This window comes from Blastococcus sp. TF02A-26 (assembly GCF_003319125.1).
Classification (GTDB): Bacteria; Actinomycetota; Actinomycetes; order Mycobacteriales; family Geodermatophilaceae; genus Trujillonella.
In genome coordinates this window covers 54,061-65,743 of the sequence record NZ_QOHG01000014.1, presented here as the reverse complement: position 1 = coordinate 65,743, position 11,683 = coordinate 54,061, and the positions used below count along the sequence as shown (strand labels likewise).

The following is an 11,683-nucleotide window of genomic DNA, read 5'->3' as shown; positions in this document are numbered from 1 at the left end:
CGCTCAGCCGGGGAAGGTGGCCGCGAGGCTGCGGGCCCGCTCGGCGTCCTCCGGGAACACCAGCACCTCGACGCGGTGCGGCGCGGGGGAGCGGACGGTCGAGCGGATGCCGGCGTCGGACAGCACCGCGCGCAGCGCGAGGGCGGACTCCCGGCTCGACGCGGTGGCCACCCGGAGCAGCAGGCCGTCGTCGGACGGGGCGGCGGGACGGCGTCGGCGCGAGTCGCCGGTCCCGAACGCCCACCGCATGAACAGGGCCAGCAGCGCGAGCACGGCGAAGACGACCACCGGCGCCACGGTGTAGTGCATCCCCACCGCTGCCTCCTCTCGGCCCCGTTCGAGTGTGCCACCGGTCGCACCACCCGGGCCGGGGATGCTACTGGCCGGTAACCCCCCTATCCTCCCTCCATGCCGTTCCCCTCGTCGCCGGAGGAGCGCGACCGCCCCTGGGTCATGCGCACCTACGCGGGTCACTCCTCGCCCGCCGAGTCCAACGCCCTGTACCGCCGGAACCTGGCCAAGGGCCAGACCGGTCTGTCGGTCGCCTTCGACCTGCCGACCCAGACCGGGTACGACCCGGACGACGAGCTCGCCGTGGGTGAGGTCGGCAAGGTCGGCGTCCCGGTGACGCACATCGGGGACATGCGGGCGCTGTTCGACGGCATCCCGCTAGACGAGATGAACACGTCCATGACGATCAACGCCACCGCGATGTGGCTGCTCGCGCTCTACCAGGCGGTCGCCGAGGAGCACGGGCACGACGTCAGCAAGCTGGCCGGCACGACCCAGAACGACATCATCAAGGAGTACCTGTCGCGGGGGACCTACGTCTTCCCGCCCGGGCCCTCGATGCGGCTGATCACCGACATGGTCGCCTACACGGTGACGGCCATGCCGAAGTGGAACCCGACCAACATCTGCAGCTACCACCTGCAGGAGGCCGGGGCGACGCCGGTGCAGGAGATCGCCTACGCGCTCTCCACCGCCATCGCCGTCCTGGACTCGGTGCGCGACTCCGGGCAGGTGCCGCAGGAGGCCTTCGGCGAGGTCGTCGCGCGGATCTCCTTCTTCGTGAACGCGGGCGTCCGCTTCGTGGAGGAGATGTGCAAGATGCGCGCCTTCACGCAGCTGTGGGACGAGCTGACGAAGGAGCGCTACGGCGTCGAGAACCCCAAGCACCGCCGGTTCCGCTACGGCGTGCAGGTCAACTCCCTCGGGCTGACCGAGGCCCAGCCGGAGAACAACGTCCAGCGGATCGTGCTGGAGATGCTCGCGGTCACCCTGTCCCGCGACGCCCGCGCCCGCGCGGTGCAGCTGCCGGCGTGGAACGAGGCGCTCGGCCTGCCCCGGCCGTGGGACCAGCAGTGGTCGCTGCGCCTGCAGCAGGTGCTCGCCTACGAGACCGACCTGCTCGAGTACGAGGACCTCTTCACCGGGTCGGTCGTCGTCGAGCGCAAGGTCGCCGAGCTGGTCGAGGGCGCGCGTGCGGAGATGGCCCGCGTCGAGGAGATGGGCGGCGCGGTCGCCGCGGTGGAGTCCGGCTACATGAAGGGCCAGCTCGTGGCCTCGCTGGCCGAGCGCCGCCGCCGGATGGAGAGCGGCGAGGACGTGGTCGTCGGCGTCAACAAGTTCGACAGCACCGAGCCCAACCCGCTCACCGCCGACCTCGACACCGCGATCATGGTCGTCGACCCGGCGGTCGAGAACGCGGCCCAGGAGGCGGTGCAGAAGTGGCGCGCCGAGCGCGACCCCGAGCCGGTCCAGCGGGCGCTGGAGCGGCTGCGGCAGGTCGCCGGCACCGACGAGAACCTCATGGAGGCCACCCTCGAGTGCGCCCGCGCCGGTGTGACGACGGGGGAGTGGGCCGGGGTGCTGCGCGAGGTGTTCGGCGAGTACCGCGCGCCCACCGGGGTCGCGGCCGCCACCGGCGGGGGGGCCGGCGAGGGCCTGGCCGCCGTCCGCGAGCGGGTGCGCGCCACCGGCGAGGAGCTCGGCGGCCGGTTGCGGTTCCTGGTCGGCAAGCCCGGCCTCGACGGGCACTCCAACGGCGCCGAGCAGATCGCCGTGCGCGCCCGGGACGCCGGCTTCGAGGTCGTCTACCAGGGCATCCGGCTCACGCCCGCCCAGATCGTGTCGGCCGCCGTCGAGGAGGACGTGCACGTGATCGGGCTGTCGGTGCTGTCGGGCTCGCACCTGCAGGTCGTGCCGGCGGTCCTGCGCGGTCTGCGCGAGGCCGGCCTCGACGACGTCCCGGTGGTCGTCGGCGGGATCGTCCCCGACAGCGACGCCCGCCGGCTGCGGGAGCAGGGCGTCGCCCGGGTGTTCACGCCCAAGGACTTCGGGCTGACCGACATCATGGGCCAGATCGTCGACGTCGTGCGCGAGGCGAACGGGCTGCCCGCGGAGTCCGGCGACCGGGTGCCGACGCCCGCCTGAGCCTCCGAGGTCGTCCGGCTCAGCGCAGCCGGACGACCTCGCCCGTGGTGGCACTGCGACGGGCGGCGTCCAGCACCGTGGCCGTCGCGACGGCGTCCCACGGGTCGACCGGCACGGCGCCCTCGCCGCGGACCGCCGCGGCGAAGGCGGGGTAGAAGACGTCCCACCGGCCGCGCTCGGTCGGCACGACCTCCCCGTCGTCCCCCCGGCGCAGCCGGCCGTAGCGCTCCGGGGGCTCGACGCCCCAGCGCTCGCCCTCACCGGCCGGCGTGCGGCCGGCCAGGATGGCGGCCTCCTGCCCGTCCATCGGGCCGCCGACGACGTAGGCGCCCTCGGTGCCCGAGACGCGGAACCGGTCGCCCGGCGCGCCCTGGGACCAGCTGCCCCACAGGTGGGACCGCGCGCCGTCGGCGTGGGTCAGTGCCACGAAGACGTCGTCGTCCCGGCCGCTGTCGCGCACCCTCCACTCGGCGTACACCGCCGCGACCGGGCCGAGGAGCACGAGCGCCTGGTCGACCAGGTGGCTGTGGAAGTCCAGCAGCGTCCCGCCCCCTGCGGCCGGCGGACCGGGCTCCGGCGCGAACCGCTCGAACCGCGACTCGAAGCGGGTGACCCGTCCCAGACGGCCGTCGGCGACCAGCGTGCGCACGGTGCGGAAGTCGGAGTCCCACCGCCGGTTCTGGTACGGCGCCAGGGGCAGGCCCCGGGCGGCGGCGAGCTCGACGCTGCGCCGGGCGGCCGCGGCGTCGAGCGCGAACGGCTTGTCGCAGACGACCGCGAGCCCGAGTTCCAGGGCGCGGTCGGTCACCGTGCTGTGGGTGTCGGCCGGCGTGGAGATGGCGACGGCCTCGGCGCCGGCCGCCGCGAGTTCCTCCAGCGAGCCGAACGTGTCCAGCCCGGGGTGGTCCGCGGCGACGAGGGCACGCCGCTCGGGGGAGTTCGTCACCACGCCGAGGAGGTCGATCTCCGGGGCCGAGGCGAGCAGCGGCGCGTGGAACCAGCGACCGCCGAATCCGTATCCGACCAGGCCGACGCGCACGCTGTCCATCTCCCGATCATGCACCCCGCACCTGCCCGGTGGTCCGCCTGACGAGTCGGACGGTTTCCGAGGATCAGTGTCGGACCGTGTGTGCATGGTGACGCTGAGCGGTTACCGTTCGGAGGTGCAGTCCGTCTCCCGCGCCGTCGCCGATCCGGCACGGCTCGCCGCCCTCGCCGGCCACCGGCTGACCGGGCACGTGGGGGACGCCGATCTGGACGCCGTCGTCGCCCACGCGGCCCACGCCCTCGGGGCGCCGGTCGCGGCGATCGAGCTGGTCGGCCCGGGCGTGCAGGTGCACCCGGCGGAGACCGGTCTCGGGGCGCCGTCGTCCGAGGAGCCCGACGAGGTCTCGTTCGCCGCGCACGTGGTCGCCTCGGGGGAGCCGCTGCGGGTGGAGGACGCCCGCGCGCACCCCGTCCTCGCGGCGAACCCGGCCGTGGCCGCCGGTGCGGTCCGCTCCTACCTGGGCGTGCCGCTGGTCGACGAGGACGGAGTCGTCCTCGGGGCACTCGGCGTCCGCGACGTCCGGGTCCGCGAGTTCCCGGACGCCCAGGTGGAGGTCCTGCAGATGCAGGCCCGCCTGGTGCGCAGCGTCCTGTCGCTGCGCCGGCAGCTCATCGCGCACTCGTGGGACGCCCGCCTGCTGGCCGTGCAGAACCGCGTGCTGGAGGCCGTGGCCACCGGCTCGCCGCTGGACGGGGTCCTGGCCCTGGTGCGCAGCGCCGTCCGCGAGCTGGCTCCGGGCGCAGACGCGCACCAGCGGCTGGCGCTGGACGACACCGTGGCGCGGCTGACCACCATCGCGACCGACTCCGACGCCTGGCGGCGGGCGCTCACCCGGACCGCCCGGCAGGACCCGCTGACCGGCCTGGCCAACCGCGGGCACCTCCTGGCCGCGGGGCAGGAGGCGCTCGCCGCCCGGGGCGGCGCCGTCCTCTTCGTCGACGTCGACCGCTTCAAGGAGGTCAACGACCGGGCGGGCCACGCCGTCGGGGACCAGTTGCTGGCACGGCTGGCGCAGCGGCTCGAGGCGGGCCTGATCGCCTTCCCCGGGGCGGTCGTCGGCCGGCTCGGGGGCGACGAGTTCGCCGCGGTCCTCCCGGGCCTCTCCGCCGACGACGCGGCGGCGGTCGGGCAGCGCCTCGTGGGGGAGCTGGCCGACGAGGTCGAGGTGGGCCGGCGGACGGTGCGGGTGTCGGTCAGCATCGGGCTGGCCGTGGCACCGGCCGGAACGGCGATCACCGACGTGCTGGCCGAGGCCGACCTCGCCATGTACGGCGCCAAGGCCCGCGGGCGCGGCCTGCTGCACGCCGGCCGGGCCGACGACGACCATGCCGACGACGAGCTGCCGGTGCCGCGCACGGACGCGGACGGGCTCCCTGCGCTGCCCTCGCCGTCGGGATGGCCGGCGTCCTGACCGTCGGCGGACGCCGCCGCGCCGACCCGGTGGGTGAGCGCGGCGTCGACGGCATCGGATAGACAGTGCCGGTGACCGATGTGACGGAGTCCGACACCGGCTGGCTCGCACCGGAGGAGATGGGCGCGGCCCGCGAGCGGTTGCCCATCGTCTACGTCGACGCGGTGCCGGTGCGGGTCGACGACCACGGGGCCGTCACCGCGGTCGGCCTGCTGCTGCGGATCGGCGAGGACGGCCAGGTGAAGCGGGCGCTGGTCTCCGGCCGGGTGCTCTACCACGAGCGGGTGCGCTCGGCGCTGCTGCGGCACCTGGAGAAGGACCTCGGTCCGCTGGCGCTGCCGCGGGTGCCGCCGGCGCCGCAGCCCTTCACGATCGCGGAGTACTTCCCGACGCCGGGCGTGACCCCCTTCCACGACCCGCGGCAGCACGCGGTGTCGCTGGCCTACGTCGTCCCGGTCGAGGGCGACTGCGCACCGCAGCAGGACGCGCTGGAGCTGACCTGGTTCACGCCGGAGGAGGCGCGCGACCCGGGCGTCCTCGCCGAGCTGGCGGGCGGGCAGGGGACGCTGCTGCTCCAGGCGCTCGCCCACCTCGGGGTCTGATGGAGGACCCCTCTGCCCCCTCACCGCTCGCAGGCTCGCGGCGGGCCCCTGCAGAGGGGCCGGGCCGTGAGACCGGGCACATCCGGGCATGACCGCGCCGGTGCCCGCATTGACCCTGCCGTGCACGACACCTGGGGGCTCACCCGCCGCCGCGCCGTCGACTACGGGCGCGTGACGACCGACCGCTGACGCGCGCCCGCGCCCGGTCCGTCCCCTCCCTCCTCCCCGAAGAGGCTCCTCTCGTGCTCGCTCGTCTCCGCCGCGTCCCGTTCGCGGCACAGGTCCTGCTCGGCCTCGTGCTGGGCATCGCACTCGGGTTCGTCGCCCGGGAGATCGGTCCCGTCGCCGACGGGACCCCCAACTGGCTGACCAGCACCCTGCAGACCGTCGGCAGCACCTTCGTGACGCTGCTGAAGGTCCTGGTCCCGCCGCTCGTCGTCACGGCGGTCGTCGTCAGCATCGCCAACCTCAAGCAGGTCTCCAACGCCGCCCGCCTAGCCGGCCAGACGCTGCTGTGGTTCGCCATCACCGCGCTGATCGCCGTCGCGATCGGCATCGGCCTGGGGCTGCTCACCGAGCCCGGCCGCAACAGCTCCGTGGACGCCGCGGCGCAGGACGTCCCGGAGACCACCGGGTCGTGGTGGGACTTCCTCACCGGCCTGGTCCCCTCGAACATCCTGGGCCTGCAGGGGTCGGCGGGCGCCGACGGATCGATCGGCCTGTCGTTCAACGTGCTCCAGCTGATCGTGCTGTCGGTGGCGATCGGTGTCGCCGTCCTCAAGGTGGGCGAGCCCGCGGAGCCGTTCCTCGCGCTGACCCGGTCGGCACTGGCGATCGTGCAGAAGGTGCTCTGGTGGGTCATCCTGCTGGCCCCGCTCGGCACGGTCGGCCTGATCGGCAACGCCGTGGCCACCTACGGCTGGGAGTCCCTCGGCTCGCTCGGCGTCTTCGCCGGAGCCGTGTACGCCGGGCTGGCGCTGGTGCTCTTCGTGGTCTACCCGGTGCTGCTGCGCCTGCACGGCCTGTCGCCGCTGCGGTACTTCGCCGGTGCCTGGCCCGCGATCCAGCTGGCCTTCGTCTCGCGCTCCTCGATCGGCACCCTGCCGGTCACCGAGCGGGTGACCGAGCAGAACCTCGGCGTGCCGCGCTCCTACGCCTCCTTCGCCGTGCCGCTGGGCGCGACGACGAAGATGGACGGCTGCGCCGCGATCTACCCGGCGCTGGCGGCGATCTTCGTGGCGCAGTTCTTCGGCGTCGACCTCGGGATCACCGACTACCTGCTGATCGCGCTGGTGTCGGTGGTGGGCTCGGCCGCGACCGCCGGTGTCACCGGCGCGGTGGTCATGCTGACCCTGACGCTCTCGACGCTGGGTCTGCCGCTGGCCGGCGTCGGCCTGCTGCTGGCCGTCGACCCGATCCTCGACATGGGGCGCACGGCGGTGAACGTCGCCGGCCAGGCGCTGGTGCCGACGATCGTCGCCAAGCGCGAGGGCATCCTCGACGTCGAGCGGTACGCCTCGACGTCGACCATCGACCCGCTCGCCCGGGCCGAGGAGACCGCCGGCGTCGACACCGACCTGCGCCAGCCGCAGCACGCCTGACGCAGCAGCCGAAGGGGTCCGCCGGGGTCACCCGGCGGGCCCCTTCTGCGTCACGCACCCAGGTCGGCGCAGCCGGTCTCGTGCGGCAGCAGCGGGCGGAAGGTCAGGGCCCACCGCGACCCGTCCGCCGCCAGCCACGGGGTGCGCGCGTTCGCCGCGGCCGCGGCCTCCAGCACGGGGGCCACGTCGCCGCCGGCCACGGTGAGGCAGGAGAGCCCCAGCGCGGGCTCGAGGGGGTCGCCGGGCAGCGGCGGGCCCGGCCAGGTGACGTCGGGCTGGGGGAGGTCGGGGTCGACGTCGCCGTCGGTCCAGGGGCGGGTCACCACGGCCAGGGTCTCCGGGACGTAGGGCTCGGCCGCCGCGTCGGTGGTCGCCACGAGCGCGTCGAGCAGCTCCTGCAGCGCGGCACGGCCCTCCCGCTGCTCGGCGGTCAGCCCGTCGTCCACACCGACGGACTCGGCCAGGGCGTACACCTCGCGCACGTAGGTGCCCTCGGCGGTGACCAGCGTGAACCGGGTCGACGGCGCGTCCGCGACCGGCGGCGCGCCCAGGTCACCGGTCTCGGCGACCCCGGCGGCCATCGCCTGCTCGACCAGCTGCTGCACCGTCTCCTCCGGCACGGGCGTCGTCAGGACGTTGGGCAGCGCCGGGCCCGGGTAGATCAGGGCGACCGGCCCCTCGGAGTAGACGCGGCCGTCGGCGTAGAGGCTCACCAACGGCAGCCGGGCCGCCGTCGTGTCGGGGCTGACGAACCCACCGGTGTACTCGACCAGGAGCGTGAGCCCGCCCGACGGCGGCAGCGCGACGGCCGGGGACGACGGCTGCGGGGACCCGGCGTCGTCGTCGGCCGGCGGATCGGCGCAGGCGGCGAGCGCCAGCAGGGCGAGCACGGCGAGCGCGGCGCGCAGCGGGATCCGGGTCACACCGGCAGGACGTCCCCGGGGGCGTCGGGGTTCCCGCGGCGTCCCGGCCGCCCCGCGCGTCCCGTACCGTCGCTCCCCGTGCGTCTGGTCATCGCCCGCTGCTCGGTCGACTACATCGGGCGGCTCACCGCCCACCTGCCCATGGCGTCCCGGCTGCTGCTGGTCAAGGCCGACGGATCGGTGTCGGTGCACGCCGACGACCGCGCCTACAAGCCGCTGAACTGGATGAGCCCGCCGTGCTCGCTGCGCGAGGAGCTCGCCGACGGCGCCGGCACCTGGACGGTCACGAACAAGGCCGGGGAGCAGCTGGTCATCACCATCGAGTCGGTCGAGCACGACTCCTCCCACGAGCTGGGTGTCGACCCCGGGCTGCAGAAGGACGGCGTCGAGGCCGAGCTGCAGCGGCTGCTCGCCCTGCACGTCGAGACCTTCGGCGACGGGTGGACGCTGGTCCGCCGCGAGTTCCCGACGGCGATCGGCCCGGTCGACCTGCTGTGCCGCGACGCGAGCGGGACGACGGTCGCGGTCGAGATCAAGCGCCGTGGGGAGATCGACGGCGTCGAGCAGCTGACCCGGTACCTGGAGCTGCTCAACCGCGACCCGCTGCTCGCGCCGGTCCGCGGGGTGTTCGCCGCGCAGGAGATCAAGCCGCAGGCGAAGGTGCTCGCCCAGGACCGCGGCATCGACTGCGTGACCGTCGACTACGCCGTCCTCAAGGGGACCGACGACCCGTCCCAGCGGCTGTTCTAGGAGGAGGACCCCGCTGCCCCCCACCGCTCGTGCGCTCGCGGCGGGCCCTGCAGCGGCGCCGGCGAGCGGCCGGAAGAGGTTACTCACCGGTAACCCCGGCGCGCGGGCGGCCGGGGAGGGTGGGAGACTCCCGTCGATCAACGATCGGGAGGAGTTGGCAGCGTGGCCAGAGAACTGACCGAGGTCGGCGTCGTCGGCCTGGGGACCATGGGCGCCGGCATCAGCGAGGTGCTCGCCCGGGCGGGCCTGTCGGTGACGGCGGTGGACGTCGACGCCGACGCGGTCGAGCGCGGCCGCGGGCACATCGAGCAGTCCACCGAGCGCGCGGTGAGCCGCGGGAAGCTCGAGACCGCCGAGCGCGACGAGATCCTGGGCCGCATCCGGTTCAGCACCTCGCTGGAGGACCTCGCGCAGGCCGAGCTGGTCATCGAGGCCGTTCCCGAGCGGATGGAGCTCAAGACCGAGATCTTCGGCAAGCTCGACGCCATCTGCCCGCCCGACACGATCCTGGCGACCAACACCTCCAGCCTCTCGGTCACCGAGCTGTCGGTGGCCACCGGCCGGCCCAGCCGCGTCATCGGGATGCACTTCTTCAACCCGGCCCCGGTCATGAAGCTCGTGGAGGTCGTGCGGACCGTCGTCACGGAGCCCTCGGTGGTGGAGGACGTCGAGGCGCTGGCCGCCCGCCTGGACAAGGTCGACGTCACCATCGGCGACCGCGCCGGCTTCATCGCCAACGCGCTGCTGTTCGGCTACCTCAACCACGCGGTCTCGATGTTCGAGAACCGCTACGCCTCGCGCGAGGACATCGACGCCGCCATGCGGCTGGGCTGCGGCCTGCCGATGGGCCCGCTCGCGCTGATGGACCTCATCGGCATCGACACCGCCTACGAGATCCTCGACACGATGTACAAGCAGTCGCGCAACCGGCTGCACGCCCCCAGCCCGATCATCAAGCAGATGATGACCGCCGGGCTGCTGGGCCGGAAGTCCGGCCGCGGCTTCTACACCTACGCCCAGCGGGACTCCGCCGAGGTCGTCGCCGACGCGCTCACCCCCACGCCGGGTGGAGCCGCCGAGGGTGCCCGTCCGGTGCAGCTGGTCGGCGTCATCGGCTCGGGGACGATGGCCACCGGCATCATCGAGGTCGTCGCCAAGGGCGGCTACGACGTGCTGTTCCACGCCCGCTCGGCGGAGAAGGTCGACGCCGTCGTGAAGGCGCTGACCAAGTCGCTGGACAAGCAGGTGCAGCGCGGCCGCCTCGACGAGGCCGGTCGTGACGAGGCCCTCGGCCGGGTGCGGGGGACCACCGTCCTCGACGACATGGCCGACCGCGACCTGGTCATCGAGGCGGTCGTCGAGTCGCTGCCGGTCAAGGAGGCGCTGTTCGCCAACCTCGGCGAGATCGCCAAGCCCGGTGCCGTGCTCGCGACGACGACATCCAGCCTCCCGGTCATCGAGTGCGCCAAGGCCAGCGGCCGCCCGGCCGACGTCGTCGGCATGCACTTCTTCAACCCGGCCCAGGTCATGAAGCTGGTCGAGGTCGTCTCCACGATCTCCACGGCGCCCGACGTGGCGGCCACCGTGCACGCGGTCTCGGCGAAGCTGAAGAAGCACGCCGTGTCCTGCACCGACCGCGCGGGCTTCATCGTCAACGCGCTGCTGTTCCCCTACCTCAACGACGCGGTGAAGATGCTCGAGGCGCACTACGCGACCGCCGACGACATCGACGCCGCCATGAAGGTCGGCTGCGGCTACCCGATGGGCCCGTTCGAGCTGCTGGACGTCGTCGGTCTCGACGTCTCGCTGGCCATCGAGCGGGAGCTCTACACCGAGTTCCGCGAGCCCGGGTTCGCCCCGGCCCCGCTGCTCGAGCACCTGGTCACCGCGGGCTACCTCGGCCGCAAGACCGGGCGCGGCTTCCGCGACTACGCCAGCCGCTGACGCCGTGCCCCGACGGCGCGCACGGGCCGGGTCCCGTTCCTCGCGGACGGACCCGGCCCGGCGTGCCGAACGGGTGGAGGAGGCGAGCGACGGCGACTGGGTCGTCCGCTCCCTCACCGGGGCGGCGAGCACCAAGGGCTACCGCTGCCCGGGGTGCGACCAGGAGATCCGCCCGGCCACGCCGCACCTCGTGACCTGGCCTGCCTATCCGCGGGACTCCGACCTCGACCCGTGGGACACCGAGTCCGCCGCGGACGTCCGCCGGCACTGGCACACCGCGTGCTGGCGGGCCCGCGACCGCCGCCGCTAGGCCAACTCCGCGAAGACGACGACGTTGTCGCGGTAGCTGCGGGCGGCGCGGTCGAACTCGCCGCCGCAGGTGACCAGTCGCAGCTGCGCGTCCGGGGTGGGCCCGTAGACCGCGTCGGTGGGGAAGGCGTCCTTGGGGTGGCGCTCGACGCGGGTCACCGTGAACCGGGCCGCCGTCCCGTCCGCCCGGTCGACGAGCACCTCGTCGCCGGGCGCCAGGTCGCGGAGGCGCCAGAACACCGCCGGGCCGTCGGTGGAGTCGACGTGCCCGGCGAGCACCGCGGGCCCGACGTCCCCAGGTGCCGGCCCGCCCCGGTACCACCCGGCCACGTCGTAGTCGGCGGGGGTCTCCAGGGCTCCGGCGCCGTCGACGCCGAGCTGCTCCAGCGCGCTGTCCACCCCGATGCCGGGCACGCGGACGCGCACCGGCTCGGCGACCGCCCGCGGCGTGGCCGCCTGGAGGACGACGGGCGGGCCGGTGACGGGCGCGGCGGCGGCCGGCGTGCGGTCGGTCGTGGGGGCGGCGCCGGGAGCGAGGAGGGCCACGGCGCCCGCCACGACGGCGACCACGGCCAGGACCAGGCGCGCGACGACGAGCCCGCGCAGCCGCCGTCCCCGGTGCGACGGCGGCCGGCGGTGCCGGGCGGAGTCCGCCACCG

At 74.4% G+C, this 11,683-nt stretch carries 11 protein-coding genes; 7 read left to right on the top strand and 4 right to left on the bottom strand.

Features of this window, described 5'->3' with window-relative positions; all coding sequences use genetic code 11:
- Nucleotides 1-3: 3 nt before the first annotated feature.
- Nucleotides 4-309, bottom strand: a complete 306-nt coding sequence (locus tag DQ240_RS15980) for a hypothetical protein (RefSeq protein ID WP_113840680.1) — start codon at nucleotides 307-309, stop codon at nucleotides 4-6.
- 99 nt (nucleotides 310-408) lie between these two features.
- Between DQ240_RS15980 and DQ240_RS15975 the strand changes: the two genes are divergently transcribed.
- Nucleotides 409-2,436 (top strand): protein meaA, encoded by a 2,028-nt coding sequence (locus DQ240_RS15975; protein ID WP_113840612.1) that lies wholly within the window; start codon nucleotides 409-411, stop codon nucleotides 2,434-2,436.
- 19 nt (nucleotides 2,437-2,455) lie between these two features.
- On the opposite strand, the gene DQ240_RS15970 is transcribed toward DQ240_RS15975, so the two are convergent.
- Nucleotides 2,456-3,484 (bottom strand): Gfo/Idh/MocA family oxidoreductase, encoded by a 1,029-nt coding sequence (locus tag DQ240_RS15970; protein ID WP_113840611.1) that lies wholly within the window; start codon nucleotides 3,482-3,484, stop codon nucleotides 2,456-2,458.
- Between the two features lie 115 nt (nucleotides 3,485-3,599).
- Between DQ240_RS15970 and DQ240_RS15965 the strand changes: the two genes are divergently transcribed.
- The 3 genes from DQ240_RS15965 (at nucleotide 3,600) to DQ240_RS15955 (ending at nucleotide 7,098) form a co-directional block, all read left to right on the top strand.
- The gene (locus DQ240_RS15965; protein WP_158548744.1) at nucleotides 3,600-4,895 is read left to right on the top strand and encodes a sensor domain-containing diguanylate cyclase; all 1,296 of its coding nucleotides are present in this window, start codon (nucleotides 3,600-3,602) and stop codon (nucleotides 4,893-4,895) included.
- 71 nt (nucleotides 4,896-4,966) lie between these two features.
- Nucleotides 4,967-5,497, top strand: coding sequence for an NUDIX hydrolase family protein (locus DQ240_RS15960; protein ID WP_113840679.1), 531 nt, complete (start codon nucleotides 4,967-4,969; stop codon nucleotides 5,495-5,497).
- A gap of 242 nt (nucleotides 5,498-5,739) precedes the next feature.
- The gene (locus DQ240_RS15955) at nucleotides 5,740-7,098 is read left to right on the top strand and encodes a dicarboxylate/amino acid:cation symporter (RefSeq protein WP_113840609.1); all 1,359 of its coding nucleotides are present in this window, start codon (nucleotides 5,740-5,742) and stop codon (nucleotides 7,096-7,098) included.
- A 50-nt stretch (nucleotides 7,099-7,148) separates the two neighbouring features.
- Here the strand turns inward: DQ240_RS15955 and DQ240_RS15950 are convergent, their stop codons facing one another.
- Nucleotides 7,149-8,021 carry a hypothetical protein gene (locus DQ240_RS15950; RefSeq protein WP_113840608.1) on the bottom strand — a complete coding sequence of 291 codons (873 nt, stop codon included), beginning with the start codon at nucleotides 8,019-8,021 and terminating at the stop codon, nucleotides 7,149-7,151.
- Nucleotides 8,022-8,099: 78 nt separating this feature from the next.
- Between DQ240_RS15950 and nucS the strand changes: the two genes are divergently transcribed.
- The 3 genes from nucS to DQ240_RS15935 all read left to right on the top strand — a co-directional run bounded on the left by nucS (nucleotide 8,100) and on the right by DQ240_RS15935 (nucleotide 11,025).
- Nucleotides 8,100-8,771: an endonuclease NucS gene (gene nucS / locus DQ240_RS15945; RefSeq protein WP_113840607.1), complete on the top strand. Its 672-nt coding sequence runs from the start codon at nucleotides 8,100-8,102 to the stop codon at nucleotides 8,769-8,771.
- Between the two features lie 162 nt (nucleotides 8,772-8,933).
- Complete coding sequence (locus DQ240_RS15940) at nucleotides 8,934-10,715, top strand: 3-hydroxyacyl-CoA dehydrogenase family protein (RefSeq protein WP_113840606.1); 1,782 nt, start codon at nucleotides 8,934-8,936, stop codon at nucleotides 10,713-10,715.
- 73 nt (nucleotides 10,716-10,788) lie between these two features.
- Complete coding sequence (locus tag DQ240_RS15935; protein ID WP_233498762.1) at nucleotides 10,789-11,025, top strand: hypothetical protein; 237 nt, start codon at nucleotides 10,789-10,791, stop codon at nucleotides 11,023-11,025.
- Here the strand turns inward: DQ240_RS15935 and DQ240_RS15930 are convergent.
- Nucleotides 11,022-11,681, bottom strand: coding sequence for a class F sortase (locus tag DQ240_RS15930; protein ID WP_233498761.1), 660 nt, complete (start codon nucleotides 11,679-11,681; stop codon nucleotides 11,022-11,024). The two genes, DQ240_RS15935 and DQ240_RS15930, sit on opposite strands and share 4 nt — an antisense overlap.
- Between the last annotated feature and the right edge of the window lie 2 nt (nucleotides 11,682-11,683).

Excerpts from the sequence above, each read along its gene's own strand:
- DQ240_RS15980 (WP_113840680.1), bottom strand. The coding sequence starts at position 309 with ATGCACTACACCGTGGCGCCGGTGGTCGTCTTCGCCGTGCTCGCGCTG.
- DQ240_RS15975 (WP_113840612.1), top strand. The coding sequence starts at position 409 with ATGCCGTTCCCCTCGTCGCCGGAGGAGCGCGACCGCCCCTGGGTCATG.
- DQ240_RS15970 (WP_113840611.1), bottom strand. The coding sequence starts at position 3,484 with ATGGACAGCGTGCGCGTCGGCCTGGTCGGATACGGATTCGGCGGTCGC.